Origin of the sequence: Streptomyces sp. NPDC048415 (assembly GCF_040651675.1) — a bacterium.
GTDB lineage: Bacteria > Actinomycetota > Actinomycetes > Streptomycetales > Streptomycetaceae > Streptomyces.
In genome coordinates this window covers 70,061-89,036 of record NZ_JBEZKJ010000020.1, presented here as the reverse complement: position 1 = coordinate 89,036, position 18,976 = coordinate 70,061, and the positions used below count along the sequence as shown (strand labels likewise).

Annotated in this window: 17 protein-coding genes and 1 other RNA gene; 5 read left to right on the top strand and 13 right to left on the bottom strand. The window is 69.2% G+C overall.

What is annotated here, in order from left to right; translation table 11 throughout:
- Positions 1-34: 34 nt before the first annotated feature.
- The 6 genes from AB0D27_RS16240 to AB0D27_RS16215 form a co-directional block, all read right to left on the bottom strand.
- Complete coding sequence (locus tag AB0D27_RS16240; RefSeq protein ID WP_362508123.1) at positions 35-1,078, bottom strand: hypothetical protein; 1,044 nt, start codon at positions 1,076-1,078, stop codon at positions 35-37.
- Positions 1,066-1,722: a hypothetical protein gene (locus tag AB0D27_RS16235; protein WP_362508120.1), complete on the bottom strand. Its 657-nt coding sequence runs from the start codon at positions 1,720-1,722 to the stop codon at positions 1,066-1,068. Before AB0D27_RS16235 ends, AB0D27_RS16240 begins: the two co-directional genes overlap by 13 nt.
- Before the next feature lie 241 nt (positions 1,723-1,963).
- Entirely contained in the window at positions 1,964-3,217 is a 1,254-nt protein-coding gene (locus AB0D27_RS16230) for an acyltransferase (protein ID WP_362508117.1), read from the bottom strand.
- Complete coding sequence (locus AB0D27_RS16225; RefSeq protein WP_362508114.1) at positions 3,214-5,427, bottom strand: glycosyltransferase; 2,214 nt, start codon at positions 5,425-5,427, stop codon at positions 3,214-3,216. Before AB0D27_RS16225 ends, AB0D27_RS16230 begins: the two co-directional genes overlap by 4 nt.
- Positions 5,427-6,386 (bottom strand): hypothetical protein, encoded by a 960-nt coding sequence (locus tag AB0D27_RS16220; protein WP_362508112.1) that lies wholly within the window; start codon positions 6,384-6,386, stop codon positions 5,427-5,429. The genes AB0D27_RS16225 and AB0D27_RS16220 overlap by 1 nt, the downstream gene beginning before the upstream one ends.
- A gap of 520 nt (positions 6,387-6,906) precedes the next feature.
- Positions 6,907-7,983 (bottom strand): LysR family transcriptional regulator, encoded by a 1,077-nt coding sequence (locus AB0D27_RS16215; RefSeq protein ID WP_362508109.1) that lies wholly within the window; start codon positions 7,981-7,983, stop codon positions 6,907-6,909.
- 83 nt (positions 7,984-8,066) lie between these two features.
- Here AB0D27_RS16215 and AB0D27_RS16210 point away from each other — a divergent pair, with 83 nt between their 5' ends.
- The 4 genes from AB0D27_RS16210 (at position 8,067) to AB0D27_RS16195 (ending at position 12,087) form a co-directional block, all read left to right on the top strand.
- A complete protein-coding gene (locus tag AB0D27_RS16210; RefSeq protein WP_362508106.1) occupies positions 8,067-9,410 on the top strand; it encodes an MFS transporter in 1,344 nt (447 codons plus the stop codon).
- Positions 9,411-9,893: 483 nt separating this feature from the next.
- Positions 9,894-10,403 carry a hypothetical protein gene (locus AB0D27_RS16205; RefSeq protein WP_362508103.1) on the top strand — a complete coding sequence of 170 codons (510 nt, stop codon included), beginning with the start codon at positions 9,894-9,896 and terminating at the stop codon, positions 10,401-10,403.
- A 92-nt stretch (positions 10,404-10,495) separates the two neighbouring features.
- Entirely contained in the window at positions 10,496-10,984 is a 489-nt protein-coding gene (locus AB0D27_RS16200) for a hypothetical protein (RefSeq protein ID WP_362508100.1), read from the top strand.
- Positions 10,985-11,091: 107 nt separating this feature from the next.
- Complete coding sequence (locus AB0D27_RS16195; RefSeq protein WP_362508097.1) at positions 11,092-12,087, top strand: hypothetical protein; 996 nt, start codon at positions 11,092-11,094, stop codon at positions 12,085-12,087.
- A 95-nt stretch (positions 12,088-12,182) separates the two neighbouring features.
- Here AB0D27_RS16195 and ssrA read toward each other — a convergent pair.
- The 5 genes from ssrA to ftsE form a co-directional block, all read right to left on the bottom strand.
- Positions 12,183-12,571, bottom strand: a transfer-messenger RNA (tmRNA) gene (ssrA, locus tag AB0D27_RS16190).
- Positions 12,572-12,696: 125 nt separating this feature from the next.
- Entirely contained in the window at positions 12,697-13,230 is a 534-nt protein-coding gene (gene smpB / locus AB0D27_RS16185; RefSeq protein WP_362508202.1) for an SsrA-binding protein SmpB, read from the bottom strand.
- 81 nt (positions 13,231-13,311) lie between these two features.
- On the bottom strand, positions 13,312-14,475 hold the full coding sequence (locus AB0D27_RS16180; protein ID WP_362508094.1) for a S41 family peptidase: 1,164 nt from the start codon (positions 14,473-14,475) through the stop codon (positions 13,312-13,314).
- 67 nt (positions 14,476-14,542) lie between these two features.
- On the bottom strand, positions 14,543-15,463 hold the full coding sequence (ftsX, locus tag AB0D27_RS16175) for a permease-like cell division protein FtsX (protein WP_362508091.1): 921 nt from the start codon (positions 15,461-15,463) through the stop codon (positions 14,543-14,545).
- A gap of 33 nt (positions 15,464-15,496) precedes the next feature.
- Positions 15,497-16,186 (bottom strand): cell division ATP-binding protein FtsE, encoded by a 690-nt coding sequence (gene ftsE, locus AB0D27_RS16170; protein ID WP_164374975.1) that lies wholly within the window; start codon positions 16,184-16,186, stop codon positions 15,497-15,499.
- Positions 16,187-16,536: 350 nt separating this feature from the next.
- On the opposite strand from ftsE, the gene AB0D27_RS16165 reads away from it, so the two are divergent.
- Complete coding sequence (locus AB0D27_RS16165; protein ID WP_362508088.1) at positions 16,537-16,728, top strand: hypothetical protein; 192 nt, start codon at positions 16,537-16,539, stop codon at positions 16,726-16,728.
- An 84-nt stretch (positions 16,729-16,812) separates the two neighbouring features.
- Here the strand turns inward: AB0D27_RS16165 and AB0D27_RS16160 are convergent, their stop codons facing one another.
- Together AB0D27_RS16160 and prfB are read right to left on the bottom strand one after the other, a co-directional pair.
- On the bottom strand, positions 16,813-17,427 hold the full coding sequence (locus AB0D27_RS16160; protein WP_362508085.1) for a hypothetical protein: 615 nt from the start codon (positions 17,425-17,427) through the stop codon (positions 16,813-16,815).
- Positions 17,428-17,731: 304 nt separating this feature from the next.
- Positions 17,732-18,838: a peptide chain release factor 2 gene (gene prfB, locus AB0D27_RS16155; RefSeq protein WP_362508082.1), complete on the bottom strand. Its 1,107-nt coding sequence runs from the start codon at positions 18,836-18,838 to the stop codon at positions 17,732-17,734.
- Positions 18,839-18,976 lie beyond the last annotated feature (138 nt).

Here is an 18,976-nt window from a genome sequence, read left to right as displayed (position 1 = left end):
TTCCGGATTCGTTCGATGTGTCCGGTTGCCCGGCTCAGCGGTTGACGGACTGGATCTCCTGCACGACGACGTCCTGCTCTCCGCCGAACGAGCCCTCTGGCAGGTTTCGTGCCCGGGTTACACCCGTGCCCGTCCAGTGGATCTTCCAAGTGATGGTGGCCTTGAGCTTGTACGAGCCGTCGCCCGAGGAGCGGAGGTATTCCACGCCGCAGGGCGGGGTCTGGTCCGACTTGCCCTTCGCGTACGCCTCGCCGATCGCACCGTTGTGGAACTCGCACACGCCGGACGCGGGGTATGTCGTGGCGTCGTCCGTGCCCGGTTCGATCTTCAGCGAGACCGGCTCCGCCGTCGTCGTCGCCGAGACGTTGAGCAGCGGGACCGACGCCGTGACCGACACCGGCTTGAACTTCGCCGTGTCCAGCCAGGCCCACGTCGGCAGGTTCACCTTCGTGGTGCCGGCCGGGGCCAGTTCCACCTTCGTCGAGGGGACGCGGATCTCCGCGTACGCGAGCTGCGCGAGTATCTCCGGCGTGATCGCCTGGCGAATGTCGGCCGGCGGGGCATCGTTCTGATCCACCCAGAAGATGGGTTTGGTGCAGTCGAGTGCGCCCGGGTCGCCCGCCCGGCCCTCAGCTACGTATGAGTCCCACCAGTAACCCTTGCCGGTCTTGTCCTTGTTGAAGTCCTTGTACGGGTGCCCGTTGACGTACCGGTCACGCTGGGAGGCGTCCCACTCGTAGCCGGTCGAGCCTGCCTCCCAGATCGGCTCCAGGTACTTCTTCAGCTGCGCCGGGGAGTACTTCGGGGCGTAGTAACACGCGGGCGGCGTCCACGTGGTCGTGGACGCCACGGGACCCGCGGACTCGCCCGTACCGTTCTTGGAGCGGTCGAAGACAACGGCGCCGGCGGTGGCCGAGAGGGTCCCGTCGTCAGTCGCATTGCCTGAAGGGCTGGTTGTGTCAGACCCCTGGCCGTCGCCAGGTCCATACGCGACAGCAGTACTTGGAATCACCGCAGTGCACACAGCGGCGACCAATCCCACCGCGGTGGTGCGCCCTCGCCTTCCTAGCCGGCGCATGTCTTGTCTCCCCGCTTCGAAATCAGGTTGGTGGTCTGCCACACGCCCTGGTCATTCTTCTCAACACGCGTGTTGTACAACACGTACGGGCTCTCGTCCGAGGGCGTCTTGTCGACCTTGTTGGTCTTGCGGTTCTTGTTGAATCCCTTGCTCTCGTCAGCGCAATAGACAACCGATGCCGACTTGGCGCCGGACAGCGTGACTTGGGGGCTGTAGTAGCGAGTAGTGCCCGTGAAGGAGAGCTTGGCGTCCACGTAGGCCTGCACCCACTGCACTGCGCCGCTGAGGGCCTTGTCCCGGTAATAGAACGCGAGCCCAGGCGCGCCGGTGTCCCCGCGCAGGATTGCATCGTTCGTAGCGTCGATACGACTGGCCGTGTCCGTCAGGACCTCGTCCTTGGCCGTGTCGCCCGTCTGCCAGCCCTCGTAGTTGTCCTTGACATCGGACGGCAGCTTGACCTTGGGCCGATCCGCGGCGCCCGTCGCGCTCGCGCTAGGCGAAGCCGGCGTCGCGCTCCCCGTTTCCGCTCCGGCGATCTTGTCGTTCCCCTTCGACCCCCCGTCGCTCCCCCCGCACGCGGTCAGAAGCAGCGCGGCAGCCGCGCCGGCGGCGGCTGTGGTGAGCAGGCGGGGGCGGCGGTTCACGGCAGGCTCCTGTGCGGCGTGGGGTTCGGGAGGGCAGCGATACGCTATCGGGGGCGTGTGGGACGACACCAGAGCGAATGGCGTCAAGGCCGGGGACAAGTAGGGCGTAGCCGCACAGAGCAGCCCCAAATTACGTCCCGAACCCTCCGATTGAGTGATCGTTGAGGGTGGGCAGCGTCACCTTGTTGGCCACCGCAAAGGCTGACGCCGCCTCATCAGGCGCTGCCCCTCAGGCTGCTGCTCACCTCCGCCCCCGATGACTCCCCACCCGCGCCCCCCGCCCCCTCCCCCCGTTCGGCCACAGCCGAGGGCTCCGTCGTGCCGCGATGTCCTCGATCCATCCGAACGCGACGATCGTCAAACCGATCAGGGGCCAGACCAGGACGAACATCCACAACATGTACGTCGTGTCCAGCGCCGCCACCGCGCTGTCGCTCTGCATGAACGGCAAGTTGTACGCCTGGTCGATGATCGGGACCGTGGCCATGATGAGCATGTTGTGCCAGAGGTAGATCGTGACGGCTCGATTGTTGGACAGGGTGACCAGCTTGTCCCACCTTGCCAGCCGGCCGGATAGCTGCTGCCAGGACGGGGAGTACTGGAGCAGGATCACCACGAAACCGAAGGACCACGTCGCCTGGGCGAGGGGGATGTCGTTCAGATCCCAGCCGTCGGGGCCCAGGTGGCCCGACGCCCACCACAGGCCGAAGGCCATGAGGAGGGCCGAGCAGGAGATGGCGAGGTAGCGCGGGACCTTGGTCAGCATGCCCTCGTGGTGGGCGAAGCCCAGGACCCAGCAGCCGCCGAAGACGGCGAAGTCCGAGACGGCGTTGCCCGTTTCGCCGGGGATGGTGACCAAACCGGTGCCTACGACCGCCGTCAGGGCCAGGGGGGCAAGCAAGGTCGCCCACGGGATCCTGCGGAACGCCCACAGGAGGAGAGGCGACGCCACTACGAACCACAGGTACGCGCGCAGGTACCAGAGCGGACCGGCCGCCTGAACCGCCCAAGTGTCCTCCAGCAGGCCGGACTTGGATCCCACGTGCCAGGGGTAGGGCGGCGCGCCGATCGGGATGATGTAGTTGACCAGGTCGACCACGCCCCATGTGCCGCCGTGGTCCGGGTCCTTCAGTACGTTCCAGCCGCCCGCGAACATCAACGCCAGGGCCACCACGCTGAACGCCCAGAGCGGGGGCAGCAAACGCCTGACGCGCCCCTTGATCACACCCCACGCCGGGCGGCTCAGCGAGCGCGCCATCAGCGAGCCCGCCAGCGCGAACATCACGCCCATGGAGGGGAAGAGGACCGTCAGCCATGCCCAGCCGAAGAGGTGGTACACCACGACTCGGACGAGGGCTGTGGAGCGCAGCATGTCCAGGTAGCGGTCTCGGCCCGGGGGGCGGGGTGCCGTCTCCGGCGCCGGCGCCGGCTGCGGCGCCGGCTGCGGCGCCGGCCCCCGCCCCGGGACGTAACCGTGCGTCTCCTGTGTCGTCATCCGACCGGCCTCCGATCATTCCCGCGTGCCGCCCGCTGCCGCGGGATCGATCCCGGTGCCTCCACCACGCCCGTGCGCCGCAGTTTCTGCCAGTGCAGCCGGCCGCCGGTGAGGGCCGTGATCCAGGACTGGAGCAGGACCACGTACATCAACTGGCGGTAGAGGATCTGTTGGAGGGGGAGGGAGATCAGGTGGGTCATGCGTTCTCCGTCCAGGCGGAAGGCGTACGCCGCGCACGCCGCCTGGATCGCCAGGACGCCCAGCCAGGCCCCGATCGTCTTCTGCGTCGGGCCGAAGACCACCCCGTACAGGAGGAATACGTCGATCAGCGGTGCCAGCAGAGGTGCCAGGACCATGAAGAGCGATACGAGGGGAAGGCCCACTCGGCCGAAGCGGCCCGACGGGCCCCGTTCGATCAGTGAGCGGCGGTGCTTCCAGATCGCCTGCATGGTGCCGTACGACCAGCGGTAGCGCTGGGACCAGAGTTGCTGGACCGACTCCGGGGCTTCCGTCCAGGCGCGGGCCTTCTCCGCGTACACCACGCGCCAGCCGTCGCGGTGCAGGGCCATCGTGATGTCCGTGTCCTCGGCGAGCGTGTCGTCGCTCATGCCGCCGACGCGTTCCAGCGCGGACCTTCTGAACGCCCCTACCGCGCCGGGGATGGTCGGCATGCAGCGCAGGATGTCGTACATCCTGCGGTCCAGGTTGAAGCCCATCACGTACTCGATGTGCTGCCAGGCGCCGATGAGGGAGTCGCGGTTGCCGACCTTCGCGTTGCCCGCGACCGCGCCGACCGTCGGATCGGCGAAGGGCTGGACCAGTTCGCGGACGGTGGCCGGTTCGAAGACCGTGTCGCCGTCCATCATCACGACGAGGTCGTAACGGGCGTTCGCCAGGCCCCTGTTGAGGGCGGCGGGCTTGCCCGCGTTGTGCTGGCGTACGACGCGGACGTTCGGCAGGCGCAGGTCCTCGACTATGCGGGCGGTCCCGTCGCTCGAACCGTCGTCGATGACGATGATCTCGACGGGGTGTTCGCTCGCCATCAGTGAACGGACCGTGTTCTCAATGCATTTGGCTTCGTTGTACGCCGGGACCAGCACCGATGCCGGTTCGGTGACCGGGACCGGGCTCGGGCCCCAGCGGAAACCCTGCCGCCGCACCCGGCGGGCATGTGCGGCGGAGAGCAGGAGCATCATGCCGAAGCGGCTGAAGACGAGGACGCCGGTGATCGCGATGCCCACGACCAGCACGCCGGTGATCCCGTCCGAGGCCTGGACCAGGAAGATCCACGCCTTGCCCTTCCACAGGTCGAGGCCGGTGACCTCGGTGTGCGCGGTGGGTGCGTGCAGCGCCTCTGTGAGGTTCTCGAACTCGTAGCCGCCAGCTTGGAGTTGGGGTACCAACCTGTCGAGCGCCCGCACCGTCTGGTGGCGGTCGCCGCCCGAGTCGTGCATCAGGACGATCGCGCCCTTGCCGCCGTGCGGGGTGGCGCGCCGGATGATCTCGGCGACGCCCGGCTTCTGCCAGTCCTCGCTGTCGGTGGTGTTGACGACGGTGATGTAGCCGCGCGTGCCGATGTACTGCGTCACCGGCCAGGACTTGTTGTCCATGGCGTCGGCGAAGGAGGAGTACGGGGGGCGGAAGAGGGACGTACGGATGCCCGCCGCGCCCGCCAGTGCCAGCTGGCTCTGGGACAGCTCCCAGTCGATGCGCTTCTTGGACTGGTACGAGAGGTCGGGATGGTTGAAGGTGTGCAGGCCGACCTCGTGGCCCTCCCTCACCATGCGTGCCACCAGCTCCGGATAGCGCGAGGCCATGGTGCCGGTGACGAAGAAGACGGCGTGTGCGTGGTGCTCGCGCAGCACATCGAGGACCTTTGGCGTCCAGGTGGGGTCCGGGCCGTCGTCGAAGGTGAGGACGAGCCGGTGATCGGGGACGTCCATGCTGGTGGTGCGGCCACTGCGGGTGTCGATGACCGGGCCGCCCGCGAGGATCTTCTCCGGCACCTTGTCGGTGGCCGCCTCGGGCTGGATGCGGTGGTCGGCGAGGATCTCGCTGTGGACGTATCCGCGCAGCATCAACATCGCCATCAGGGCGAGCAGGATGAGCGAGGGCAGCAGGAAACGCATGCGCAGGCGTCGGCGGCGGGCGTCGGGTGCCGGGCGGCGTGTGCTGGGTGCGGGACCGTGCCGGTTGGTGCGGGATGCCATCAGAGGGTGGTCCCCGGGTACGAGGAGCTGGGGGCGCCCGGCTCGGTCGTCGGCGGGCTCTGCGCGATGGGGCTCTGTTCCACGGGGCCGCCGGCGACGTTTCCGGAACCGCCGCCGTCGCCGGCCGGGCTCCCCGACGGGGCGGCCGTGGTGGGGGCGCTGTCCGTCAGGGTGGGTGTCGGGGGCTGGACCACCGGGGCGGACGGGCCGGTACTCGGGTCCGGGGCCTTGGTGGTGCCGGTGCTGCCCGGGTTCGGCTTCTTCGTCGCGGACGTCGAGGGCTTGGGGTCGGTGGAGCTGCCCGGGGCGGCGGCGCTGCCCGAGGCGCCGGGTGTCGGACTCGCGCCCGGCGACGGCGTCGTACCGTCACTGGCCGTCGCACCCACGCCCGGCGAGCCGCTGCCCGGACCGGACGACGGCTTCACCGGCTCGGCGGGCAGCGGTGAGGTGTCGACCTTGCCGGCCGGCTGGTCGTCCTGCTGGCCCGGTACGGGGAGCCAGGGCGCGTTGGAGTTGCCCGACAGGAGCGTGGCGACGATGACGACGGCGTAGACCGCGCAGGCGATGCCTACGAGGATGCCGAGGCGGCGGAATCTGCGGCTGCGACGGCCCGACTCGTCGACGAAGACGGGGCCGTCCGAGCCCTCGCCCGCACCGGGAGCGCCCGTGTCCTGCGGGACCAGCCAGTCGTCCAACTGGCGCCCTGCGCCGTCAAGTTGGACCGTGACCTCGTTCGGGTCGTGGGTGTGGCCCGGGTCGTCGAGGCGCTCCCAGGAGGGCGACTGCGGGTGCTCCCGGCCCGGGGCGGGGCGGGAACGCGACGCGGTCTCCGGCTCCCTGCTGGGCAGGGGGCCGGCGAGTACCTCGGGCTGCGGCTCCGCGCCCGGTACGGCGCCGACGAATACCCCGGGCTCCAACTCCGCGCCCGGTACCGGGCCGACGAATACCCCGGGCTCCAACTCCGCGCCCGGTACGGCGCCGGCGAGTACCTCGGACTCCAGCTTCGCTGCGGGCAGCCCGGCGCTTCGACCATCCTCGACGCCCCGTCCCCGCTCGGGGCCCGTCCCGGCCCGAGGTAAGGACGCCGTTCGGCCACCGGCCTCCGGCCAGACAACCGAGTCGTCGAGTCCCGGCCGGGGCGACGGAACCGAGCCGTCGGATCCCCGCCACGCTGACGAACCCGAGCCGTCGACTCCTCGCCACGTTGACGAACCCGAATCGTCGGATCCCCGCCCAGGTGATGGATCGGCTTCGCGCCCCTTCCCCTGATCAACATCTCGTCGAACCGGTTGGGCGTCTTCCCGCCAGTTTTCTACGCGCACGTTCATCCCCCAGGGACAGTTCACGGGTGCGCGACGACTCCGGGCTTCACTCACTTGTCGTCCGGGCCAGGCCCCCACCCGGCCCGAGCGCCCCCCTTTGTCACACTGCGCCCGGACGACGAACGTAGCGCACGGGGAGGAGTCGTGTGCTTATACCTCAAGAGTTACTCATCATGATGAGTGCATCTGTGGCCGGAATCCACGCGTCCTCGGGACACCGCAGCCACCCTTCCTCGGTCGCGAGTTCGACGGCCGCTCGTCGAAGGGCATCGATGCCGGTGTGCACCAGTCCCTTCCGCCACACCAGCGACACGGGTGACAGGGGAACGGGGTCCACCAGGGGTCTCAATACCGTCTTCGGCATGGCCGGAAAGTCCACCACGGCGAGGACGGGGTTCCGTTTCTTGGCCATGATCCTCCGGAACTCCTCGGCTCCGACGGCCACGGGAGCGGGCGGCGCGAGCGTGATCCCGCGCCCGTCGAACAGCCGTTGGGCCAGGTCGGTCCACTCCCGTGTCCTGGGGTTTCCCGCGCCCGCGTACACCGTCTCGCCCGCGAGCGCGTCCAACGGCACCGCGTCCAGGGCGACGAGGTGATGGTCCTCGGGCAGTACGACGGCCATCGGCTCGTACCGTACGGGCTGCTGTTCGAGGCGGGCCCGCACCGCCGGGTCAAGCCCCGCGAACCGCCCGAACGACGCGTCCAGACGGCCGGCGAGCAGGTCCCCCGCCGCTCCCGTGAGCCCGCTCTCGAAACGGGCCATCAGCTCGTCGCCGGGGGCGAGTTCGCGGGCCCGCGCGAGGACTCGACCGGAGACCAGGCCCGGGGAGTTCACATCGACAAGCAGGGGCCGCTGGTCCCGCGAGCCCGGGCCGCGACCTCGGCCGAACGCGTCGAGCAGTGCGTCCTGGGCCTCCAGCACGCGCCGCGCGTACGGCAGCAGGCGCTCGCCGTCCGCCGTCGGCGTCACCTGGCGAGTGGTCCGTACGAACAGTTCGGTCCCCAACTCCCGCTCCAGCCGCCGGATGTCACGGCTCAGCGCCTGCTGGGCGACGTACAGCCGGGCGGCGGCACGCGTGAAGTGCAGCTCCTCGGCGACGGCGAGGAAGGCGCGCAGGAGTCGGGGGTCGAGGTGACCACGGGAGTCGAGGTGACCGCGGGAGTCCGGGCGACCGCGGAAGTCCGGGTGGCCGCGGGACTCAAGGTGATCGGCGAGGGGCCGCTGACCAGGCATCCCGCGAACTTACAACCCAAGTGCGTCAATCTCCACGGATTAGGTGTTGGACCCCCCACCCGGTCTCGGGCGACGGTTGCCCCATGCCGCAACAGCCCTCCCGACACACCTCCGAACAGACCTCCGAACACGCTCCCCTCCCCCTCCTCACCGTCACCGCCGACACCCTCGTGTCCGCCGACTTCCGCCCGCGCCCCGAAGCGTCACCGCGTCCGACGACGGTCCCCCGCACGCCGTACCACCGCCTCTTCACCATCCCCGGCGCCCGCGCCTTCACCCTCGGCAATCTGCTCGCACGGCTGCCCATGGGCATGTTCAGCGTGAGCTCGGTCATCATGATCGCCGGTTCGCGGGGTTCGTACGCGCTCGCCGGTGCCGTCACGGCTACCGGACTTGCGGCGACGGCGACGGTCGCTCCCTGGACCGCGCGTCTCGTCGACCGGCACGGGCAGGCACGCGTGGCCGTGCCCGCCACGGCCTTCGCCCTGCTGGGCAGCATCGCGCTGGTGCTGTGCGTGCGCTTCGGGGCGCCCGACTGGACCCTTTTCGCCGCGTACGCCGCGACGGCCACGACACCCAACACGGGCGGGATGTCCCGCGCCCGCTGGGCCCACCTCCTCCAAGGCGACCCGGCGGCGCTGCACACCGCGAACTCCTTCGAACAGGCCGCCGACGAGCTGTGTTTCATGCTGGGCCCCGTTTTCGCGGCCTTCCTGTGCGGGACGTTCTTCCCGGAGGCGGGCACGCTGATCGGGGGCGCCTTGATGATGACCGGCGTGCTGGTCTTCGCCGCCCAGCGTTCGACGCAGCCGCCGCCGCAGCCTCGTACGAAGTCCAAGTCCCCTGTTCTGGCGACCGGAATGCCCGCTCTTCTGCTCGCCTTCCTCGCCATCGGCGCGGTCTTCGGCGCGATGGAGGTGGTCACGATCGCGTTCGCGGTCGGGCGGGGGCACAAGTCGGCCGCGGGGGTGGTGCTCGCCCTGCAGGCGGCGGGCTCGTGCGCGGCGGGGCTGCTGTACGGCGCCGTGAAGCCGGCCGGTCCCGCCGAACGGGGCTTTCCCCTGTGCGTCGCCGCCATGACTGTGCTGCTGGCGCTGCCCCTGCTCGCCGCCTCCCTGACGGGCTCCCTCCTCGTCCTGGCGGGCGCGCTGCTCGTCGCCGGTATGGCCACCGCGCCGACCATGGTCACCGGCATGTCTCTGGTGCAACAGCGCACACCCGAGGGTCGGTTGAACGAGGGCATGACCCTCGCGGTGACCGGGCTGCTCGGGGGGATCGCGTGCGGTTCGGCGTCCGGCGGGTGGGTGGTGGAGCACGTGTCGGCGGTGGCGGGGTACGGGGTTCCGGTCGCGGCGGCGGGGGTCGCGCTCGCCCTCGCGACAGCGAGCGGGGTCCGCGCCGCGGCGCGCCGCGCGGTTCGACGCTGAGCGCGGTGGTCGACGTGGTTGTCGCCCCCTCCGCCGCTGCGCGTCCCGTACCTGGGGCTCCGCCCCCCAGACCGGGTTGTCGTCTCCTCCGCCTCTACCCGTCCCGTACCTGGGGGCTCCCCCCAGACCGGGTTGTCGCCCCCTCCGCCCCTACCCGTCCCGCACCTGGGCTCCGCCCCCCAGACCCCCCTCATCGCGCTTAGCGCTCGTCCCCAAACGCCGGACGGGCTAAAACCGCGCAACCCATTGACGTACCCACAGCCCCCACATACCTTCCCCCGTCGAAGCGCTTCGAACGCATGGACCGCATGGACGTGTACCTGGTGCTGAGCCGGGGCCTGCGCCTGTCGACCTTCACCCTCCACTGACACATGTGCACCCAACTCGCCTTCCTTCAACTGCGGTTACGCCCCCGCCGCACTGTCGACGCACGTATCTTTTCCGAAAGTTTGGTCAGCGTGACGACTACGGGGAGAAGCTGCCATGGCCGGAATCAGCGACTCGCTCTGGAACGAGGACGTCGACGAGAGCGACTATCGCGACACGACCGCCTCGTATCACGCGGCGGTGTTCGAGCAGTACAAACTGTGCGTGGAGATGGCCGACCGGGTCAGCGCCCGCCGCAATCTGGCCAACACCTTCTTCCTGACCCTCCACAGCGGTCTGTTCGCCTTCCTCGGCGCATGGCTGTCCGGGGACCACCACGACAGGGTGCCGGTCGTGGTGCTCCTCGCCGCGTTAGTGGTCCTGCTCGGCATGTGCGCCACCTGGTGGTTCACCGTCCGGTCCTACCACCAGCTGAACAAGGGCAAGTTCGCGGTGATCGGCGCGCTCGAGGAACGGCTGCCCGCCCGCGCCTTCGTGGCCGCCGAGTGGCGTGCTCTCGCCGAGGGCCAGGACTGGCGCGTCTATCTGCCGCTGAATCACGTCGAGCGGTGGATCCCTCTCCTCTTCGCCGGTGGTTACGTCGTGGGATTCGCGGCCCTCGCGTGAAGCACACGGACAAGCCTTCCCGCTCACGCGTCGCGTCGCGAGCACCGGGTAGGGTGACGGGCAAATCGCCGGGGCCGGAAGGGTGTTGTCGCGTGGTCACGGTAGCCGTCACCGGTCATATGGACCTGACCGCCGAGGCCGCCGACTCCGTGCGCGCGGCCCTCCGCGAACTCCTGGCGGGTCTGCGTGACGACACGCTCACGGGGCGCTCGTGCCTCGCCCGCGGTGCCGACACCATCTTCGCCGAGGAGATCCTCGCCCTCGGCGGCCGCCTGTCGGCGATCATCCCGTCCCGGGACTACCGGGAAGCAGTGGTACGCCCGGCGGACATCTCCCGGTTCGACGCCCTGTGCGACGCCGCGGACGAGGTGGTGATCATGCCGTTCGAGCACGCGGGGGCCGACGCCTACGAGGCTGCCAACCTGCGCCTGCTTGAGGGAGCGGACCGCCTCACGGCCGTGTGGGACGGCAGCGCGCCCACGGCACGCGGCGGCACCGCGGACACCGTGGCCGTGGCCCGCTCGTCCGGTGTGGCCGTCGACCTGGTGTGGCCGCCCGGCGCGCGCAGGTCCGGCGCCTGACGGGGTCGGCAGGGACAACGGGGGGCATGGGCCATGAGTGGGAACCCGTACTTCTTGAGGGACAGAGAGCTGTCCCGCGCGGTGCCCAGCAGACGACCCGGGGACGTGTGCTGATCGCCGTCGGGTGGACCCTGCGGGTGGCGGGGACGGTGCTGGGCCTGGCGGGCGCCGTGATCTTCCGGGCCGGCTTCACCAGTGACCAGTTGCCGGCCGGCCTCACGCAGGCCCTGTGGTGGCTGCGTCTGCTGGGGAGCGGGGTGGCCCTCTTCATCGGCGCGTGGGTCTTCCGGGCCGGCCGCGACTTCGTCGTGGGCGGCAAGCAGCACACCGCCGACATCATCGATTCCTTCGACGGGCTCCGCGGGACCCGCTACCTCCTGTATCTGCGCCCGTTCTCGACGGACGCGGACATGGCCTCGCTACCCAGCGAGATCGCGGGCGGCGGAAGCGATGAGAACGTGTTCTTCGCCTCGGGACTGACGCACGAGGAAACCCTGGTCCGGCGCTTCCGGAACCTCGGCCGGGTCGTCCCGATCGGCAAGCCCGGCGAGAACCTGCCGCTCCCCGGCGCGGCACGCGCGTATCTGCCGCTCGACGACTGGCAGGACACCGTGAGCGGGCTGATCGGGGGCGCACATGTGGTGATGCTGTCGGCGGGCCCCGGCCCGGGGACGGTGTGGGAGTTCACCGAGGCGCTGCGCGTCCTGCCGCCCACGCGACTGGTGCTGCTGGCCTACTGCGATCGCGCCGGCTACGACCGTTTCCGCGAGGCCGTCGCCGAGGAGTACGCGCGGCGCTCACGTACCGAACCGGGTGCCCCGGGCACCGGCCGGTGGCCGCCGCTGCCCGCGCTGCCGGACTTCCCACCGCCCTTCCGCCCGGAGTGGCCTCGCTGGGAGGTGTGGCTGAACGGCGGCCGGTCACGGTTGCGCTGGGACTTCGTCCTCAAGGGCCTGGTCGTGTTCGGGCCGGACTGGCGGGGGGACTTCATCCGGTTCGATCCGACGACGCTGCGACTGCCGAGCGCCGTCACATTGCGCCGCCTGGTCAGACGCGAGCTCCGGCCCGTCATGGACCAGTTGACGCGACTGCCCACGGCATGACACCCGGGCAAGGGTGGGCAGGGGGAACCTGCCACGCGAAACAGCCTCCGACCCGCCGATGTCTTGGCGGGTCAGAGGCTGTTCACACATGGGATGAGTGGAGATGGCGGGAATCGAACCCGCGTCCAACGGTGCAGAATCAGGGCTTCTCCGAGCGCAGTTCGCTGCGATTTTCTCGGCCCCGGCGATCACGCGAACAAGTCGCCGACGGGCCCAGTCACTGTTTGATTTCCCATCGAACCCCGTGACCGGGCTCGATGGTTTAGTCCCCTAGATTATGCCAGGGTCCGGGTCGGGAACATCCCCGGGCTGACACCCATTTAGGGTCCCTCACTCACTGCTTATTAGGCAGCGAGGGCGAAGGACTGGGAATCGCTCTTGGAATTGGCGATTATTGGTTGCGACATATGGTTTACGAGATCATTGCCGCTTCCTCGGCTCGCTTCCCCTGCTTCGACAGCCGCTGTCGAAACCGATCATCCCCATGTTGATTTTTCAAGCGAGGTCTCGCGACCCCAGGTCTTTCGACCCACACACCCGCTGTGAGGTGCAGATGCCATCGTACGTGAACAACGCACGACCATGCCAGCGTATTCCCCCGGGGGGGGCCTACTCGCCCCGCTGCTTCCGCTTGGCTGCCGCGATCGCGCGGTCCGACTCGCGCCGGTCCTGCTTCTCCCGGAGGGTCTGCCGCTTGTCGTACTCCTTCTTACCGCGGGCGAGCGCGATCTCGGCCTTCGCGCGGCCGTCCTTGAAGTACAGGGCGAGGGGCACGATCGTGTGACCCGTCTCCTCGGACTTCGACGCCAGCTTGTCGATCTCCTCGCGGTGCAGGAGCAGCTTGCGCTTGCGGCGCACGGAGTGGTTGGTCCAGGTGCCCTGGCTGTACTCGGGGATGTGGGCGTTGTGCAGCCACGCCTCGTTCCCGTCGATCTGGACGAAGCCGTCGGTCAGCGAGGCGCGTCCCTGGCGCAGCGACTTCACCTCGGTGCCGGTCAGGACGAGCCCGGCCTCGTAGGTGTCGATGATCGCGTAGTCGTGCCGCGCCTTCTTGTTCTGCGCGACGATCTTGCGCTTGCCGTCCTTGGCCTTGGCGGTGCCAGTCCCGCCCTGCTTCGGCTGGGACTCCTTCGGTACGTACATTCCCTTGCTCATAGTGCTGGCCATTTTCGCACTACAGGGGGGTCAGGGGGAAAGCCGATTACGAAGGCCTTGAACGGTGGGCTACGACGCGTCCCCGAGGCCGCTCAACACCGTCTCGGCCCGCTCCAGGGAGCCCTCGTCCGCCTGTAGGTCGGGGGTGATGCCCCGGCCGTCGACGCCGCGCCCGGCGGGGGTGCGGTAGTGGCCGACGGTCAGCTCGGCGACGGAGCCGTCGGGCAGCCGGCTCGGCATCTGGACCGAGCCCTTGCCGAAGGTCCTGGAGCCCACGACGACCGCCCGGCCACGGTCCTGGAGCGCGCCGGTGAGCAGCTCGGCCGCGCTCATCGTGCCGCCGTCGACGAGCGCGACCAGGGGTCTGGTGGTGTCGCCGCCGGGGTCGGCGTGCAGGGCGCGCTGCTGTCCGTCCACGTCGTACGTGGCGACCAGGCCGCCGTCGAGGAAGGCGGAGGCGGCGGCCACGGCCTCGGTGACCAGGCCGCCGGAGTTGCCGCGCAGGTCGAGGACGATACCGGCCCGCCGGGGAGCCTGGGCGACGGCGGCCCGCACGCGATCGCCCGAGCCCTTGGTGAAGGCGGCGACCTTGATCACGGTGACACCGCCGGCGAGCCGGTGGACGGTCACGGAGTCCGTGGACAGGCGGGCCCGGCGCACTGTCTCGCTCCACGCGCGCGTGCCGCGTGCCAGCCCGAGGGAGACCTCCGTACCGGCGGCGGCGTCGTCGGCGTCCCCGCGCAGTAAGGAGACGACGTCGGTGACCGGCCGGCCGTCGACCTTCTCGCCATCGACGCTGAGCAGCCGGTCGCCCTTGCGGACCCCGGCGGCGGCCGCGGGCGAGCCGGTCTGCACCCGGGTCACTTCGATACGTCCGTCACGCTCGCGCCTGGCCCACAGTCCGACGCCGGTGTACTGGCCGTCGAGAGCTTCTTCGAACTCCTCGTACTCACCCTGGGAGTAGACCGCGCCCCACCGGTCGCCACTGCGGCTGACGGCGCGCTCGGCGGCCTCCATGGGGGACGTGCCGTCGGCCATCGCCTCGGCGGCGGCCTCGGTGACGTCCTCGTGGTGGCTGGTCGGAACAGACCGGGAGGAGGGGGTGGTTTTCCGGCCGGGCTCGTCGAACGAACCGGTCGCCGCGCCGGCGACGAGGACACTCGCGAACACCAATGTCAGGGCGGCCCCGCGGCGGATGCGACGGGGCTGACAGAACAGGTCACGGCCTGACATGCCGGTGAGTCTAGGACAACGCGAAGGGCCGCACCGCCGGTTGACGGTACGGCCCCCTTGGCATGCGTCACACCTTCAGGTACTTGCGCAACGCGAAGAACGCGGCCAGCGCGGGCATCAGCAGGCTCGTCGCGAGGATGAGCGGCAGTTTCGTCAACACGGCGTCCCAGCCGATGAAGTTGATCAGGTTCAGCTTCTCGGACAGGGCCAGACCGTGATCGATGATGAAGTACCGCGCGATCAGCAGGAAGCCACAGGCGACACCGCCGCCGATGAGCCCGGCGACCGCGGCCTCCATGATGAACGGCGCCTGGATGTAGAACCCGGAGGCGCCCACCAGACGCATGATCCCGGTCTCTCTGCGACGGCTGAACGCCGAGACGCGCACCGTGTTGACGATCAGCATCAGCGCGACGACGAGCATCATCGCCATCACCGCGCGCGCGGCCCAGTTCATGCCGTTGAGCAGCCCGAAGAGGTTGTCCAGGATGCCCTTCTGGTCCTGCACGGACTGCACGCCGTCACGCCCGTCGAAGGCGGTCGCGATGACCTGGTACTTCTCCGGGTCCTTCAGCTTGATCCGGTACGACTCCTGCATCTGGTCCGGCGTGAGGGAGCTGGCCAGCGGGGAGTCGCCGAACTGCTCCTTGTAGTGCTTGTACGCCTGGTCCGCGGACTCGTAGGTGACCTTCTGGACGACCGTGGACATCTTGTCCAGGTCGGCGAGGATCTGCTTCTTCTGGTCGGCGGTCACCGCGCCCTTGGCGCAGTGGGGATCGGACTCCGCGTCGCTCTTGTTGCAGAGGAAGATCGAGACGTTGACCTTGTCGTACCAGTAGCCCTTCATGGTGTTCACCTGGTCGCTCATCAGGAGCGAGCCGCCGAACAGGGCGAGCGAGAGGGCGACCGAGACGACGACCGCGAAGGTCATGGTCAGATTGCGGCGGAGACCGACACCGATCTCCGACAGAACGAACTGCGCGCGCATGGCGTCTTCTTCAGACCTTTCCGTGGACGATGATCAGTGCTGGTAGCCGTAGACGCCGCGCGCCTGGTCGCGGACGAGACGGCCCTGCTCCAGCTCGATGACGCGCTTGCGCATCTGGTCCACGATGTTCTGGTCGTGGGTCGCCATCACCACGGTCGTGCCCGTCCGGTTGATGCGGTCGAGCAGTTTCATGATGCCGACGGAGGTCTGCGGGTCGAGGTTTCCGGTCGGCTCGTCGGCGATGAGGAGCTTGGGCCGGTTCACGAAGGCTCTCGCGATGGCCACGCGCTGCTGCTCACCACCGGAGAGCTCGCCGGGCATCCGGTCCTCCTTGCCGCCCAGGCCGACGAGGTCGAGCACCTGGGGCACGGACTTGCGGATCTCGCCGCGGGACTTGCCGATGACCTCCTGCGCGAAGGCCACGTTCTCGGCGACCGTCTTGTTGGGCAGGAGACGGAAGTCCTGGAACACGGTGCCCAGCTGGCGCCGCATCTGCGGCACCTTCCAGTTGGAGATGCGCGCGAGGTCCTTGCCCAGGACGTGCACCTGACCGTGACTGCACCGCTCCTCGCGGAGGACCAGCCGCAGGAAGGTGGACTTTCCGGAGCCGGAGGACCCCACGAGGAACACGAACTCACCGCGCTCGACCTCCAGGGAGACATCCCTGAGAGCGGGGCGGGTCTGCTTGGGGTAGACCTTGGAGACGTTGTCGAATCGGATCACGGATGCACCACGGGTCGCCGGGGGTAGGTGTGCGTGACCATACGCGAAGCGGGTGTGCGAGCGCAGTCGGCGTACGCGGTTGCGCGAGGCTTGCGCGTTTTGTCGCGGTTCTGAAGGCCTTGTTGTCGCGAATCCGAAGGGCTGGACAGCATTCGGGCGGGGCAGGATAAGGCGAGCCGCGCCGAAATCCGCGGAACCTGGCACAGTGGAGAGGGAACGGTTCGGGCCCCGAGAGCGTTGTAGCACTGAGGCCCGCAGCAGATGGCCGGCAGCATCGACGGAGCACCACCCCCACAGAGACCGGCCAGGTCCGCGAGAGCGGCGGCGGTTCAGCCGCAAAGGAGGCGCGCATGACGTACGACCGATTGGTGTGCGCGAACTGCGCGGCGCCCGTCAGCGAGGGTCGCTGCCCCGTCTGTCGCGCGAACCGTGAGCGGCTCCAGCAGGAGAGCCCCTTCACCGGCCTGAACCCCATGGCGCTGATCGCCCTGCTGGCCGTCCTGATCGCGGCGCTGGCCCTGGTGGCCCACCAGACGGTGTGAGACCCCCCGGGGGGCGTGCCCCCCTCTTGACGCGAGAAGGGCCCGGAGCGAGCTGCTCCGGGCCCTTCTTCAGGTATGTGCCCGTCAGGCGACGGCACCGCCGCGGCCGCCCATGACGCGCGGCAGCAGGCGGAAGCCGATACCACCGGCGATCATCGTGGCGGCGCCGACCAGCAGGAACGCGGTCTGACCGGCACCCGTCTCGGCCAGCTGGCCGTCGTTCTTACCCTGCGCCGAGGTGTCCGAGCCGGTGTCGGTGAGGGCCGACGAGCCCTCCTCCTGGGTGGAGGAGCCGCCGTCGGGGTCCGTCTTGTTGCCGCCGGTGGAGCCGGAGCCGCTGGTGCTGCCGTCCGAGGGCTCGGTCGTGGCGGTGGGGTCCTCCGTCGGCTCGGTCGGCTCCTCGGTGGGGTCCGTCGGGTCGTCGGTGGGCGTGGTCGCCGTGGGCTCCGGGCTGGTCGGGGCCGTCTCGGTGGGCGTCGGCTCGGTGGGAGCCGTCTCCGTGGGCGCCGGGTCCGTGGGCAATGTCGTCGGGATGCCCGTCTCGGTCGGAGTCGGGGTCGGGTCGTCGCCGACGTTGACACCGATGCCGACGTTGAGGTCGAGCGCCGAGGCGGCACCCGCAGCGGTCAGCGAAGCACCGGCGGCAATCACCGCACCGGCGGCTATCCGCGCCACACGGATCCGCGTCTTCTTGGTCATCTGCCTGCTACCCCCAGTAGCTGATCGTCAATGGAGCAGCGCCCGGGGCCACGGCGTCACAGGCGGCTTCTCTCAAGCCTCCCGGTTCACATGCGCCCCAGAGATACGCATGCCACGCGTTACCCTTCCCAGTTTTCAATGCAACGTCAAGGTCGTTGCGCACGCGATGTCCGGATCAACATCATTTGCCTGCCGTGAGGACATGTGACTGTGACGTAAAACCCAGACAACCCCCTCAGAAAAGGCAACTGCCGTCCGATGGACGGCAGTTGCCTTGTCGATAAATCGGCGCCAATGCGGCTGCTTACTTCTCCTGCTGCTTGCGCCAGCGAATTCCGGCCTCGAGGAAGCCGTCGATCTCCCCGCTGAACACGGCCTCGGGGTTGCCGACTTCGTACTCGGTGCGCAGGTCCTTGACCATCTGGTACGGGTGCAGGACGTACGAACGCATCTGGTTGCCCCAGGAGTTGCCGCCGTCACCCTTGAGGGCGTCCATCTTGGCCTGTTCCTCCTGCCGGCGCCGCTCGAGGAGCTTGGCCTGCAGAACGTTCATCGCGGACGCCTTGTTCTGGATCTGCGACCGCTCGTTCTGGCAGGAGACGACGATGCCGGTGGGAAGGTGGGTCAGCCGCACCGCGGAGTCGGTGGTGTTGACGCCCTGACCGCCGGGCCCGGACGAGCGGTAGACGTCCACCCGCAGCTCGGACTCGTCGATCTCGATGTGGTCGGTCTGCTCGACCACCGGCAGGATCTCGACACCGGCGAACGACGTCTGCCGACGCCCCTGGTTGTCGAACGGGGAGATCCGCACCAGCCGGTGCGTGCCCTGCTCCACGGAGAGCGTTCCGTACGCGTACGGAACGTGGACCGCGAAGGTGGTGGACTTGATGCCCGCCTCTTCCGCGTACGAGGTCTCGTAGAGCTCCGTCTTGTGGCCGTGCCGCTCCGCCCAGCGCAGGTACATGCGCTGCAGCTTCTCGGCGAAGTCGGAGGCGTCGACGCCTCCGGCCTCGGCGCGGATGGTGACGACGGCCTCACGGGAGTCGTACTCCCCGGAGAGCAAAGTCCGGACCTCCATCTCGTCCAGGGCCTTCTTGACGGCTGTGAGCTCGTTCTCGGCCTCGGCGCGGGTGTCCGGGTCGTTCTCCTCCTCGGCCATCTCGAAGAGCACGCTCAGATCGTCGATACGCCCGCGCAGCGCCTCGGCCTTCCTCACCTCCGCCTGGAGGTGGCTCAGCTTGCTGGTGATCTTCTGCGCCTCGTCCGGGTCGTCCCACAGGGACGGCGCGGCCGCCTGCTCCTCGAGCACGGCGACATCTGCCCTCAGCTTGTCGAGGTCCAGGACGGCCTCGATCGACTCCATGGTCGAGGAGAGGGACTTGAGCTCTTCGGATACATCGACGACTGCCACGCCTCCAGCGTAACGGCTACGACAACCGTGGCTCGCCCCTCGGGGCCCGGGGGCTGGGGGCCTGCGCTTTTCGACGCCGGAGGGGCTGGTTCCAGCCCGTCCGGCGTTTGAGGACGAGCCGAAGCGCGATCCGGAGGT

Coding starts and splice junctions, on each gene's coding strand:
- AB0D27_RS16240 (WP_362508123.1), bottom strand. CDS start 1,078: ATGCGCCGGCTAGGAAGGCGAGGGCGCACCACCGCGGTGGGATTGGTC.
- AB0D27_RS16230 (WP_362508117.1), bottom strand. CDS start 3,217: ATGACGACACAGGAGACGCACGGTTACGTCCCGGGGCGGGGGCCGGCG.
- AB0D27_RS16225 (WP_362508114.1), bottom strand. CDS start 5,427: ATGGCATCCCGCACCAACCGGCACGGTCCCGCACCCAGCACACGCCGC.
- AB0D27_RS16215 (WP_362508109.1), bottom strand. CDS start 7,983: ATGCCTGGTCAGCGGCCCCTCGCCGATCACCTTGAGTCCCGCGGCCAC.
- AB0D27_RS16210 (WP_362508106.1), top strand. CDS start 8,067: ATGCCGCAACAGCCCTCCCGACACACCTCCGAACAGACCTCCGAACAC.
- AB0D27_RS16205 (WP_362508103.1), top strand. CDS start 9,894: ATGGCCGGAATCAGCGACTCGCTCTGGAACGAGGACGTCGACGAGAGC.
- smpB (WP_362508202.1), bottom strand. CDS start 13,230: ATGTACGTACCGAAGGAGTCCCAGCCGAAGCAGGGCGGGACTGGCACC.
- AB0D27_RS16180 (WP_362508094.1), bottom strand. CDS start 14,475: ATGTCAGGCCGTGACCTGTTCTGTCAGCCCCGTCGCATCCGCCGCGGG.
- ftsX (WP_362508091.1), bottom strand. CDS start 15,463: ATGCGCGCGCAGTTCGTTCTGTCGGAGATCGGTGTCGGTCTCCGCCGC.
- AB0D27_RS16165 (WP_362508088.1), top strand. CDS start 16,537: ATGACGTACGACCGATTGGTGTGCGCGAACTGCGCGGCGCCCGTCAGC.
- AB0D27_RS16160 (WP_362508085.1), bottom strand. CDS start 17,427: ATGACCAAGAAGACGCGGATCCGTGTGGCGCGGATAGCCGCCGGTGCG.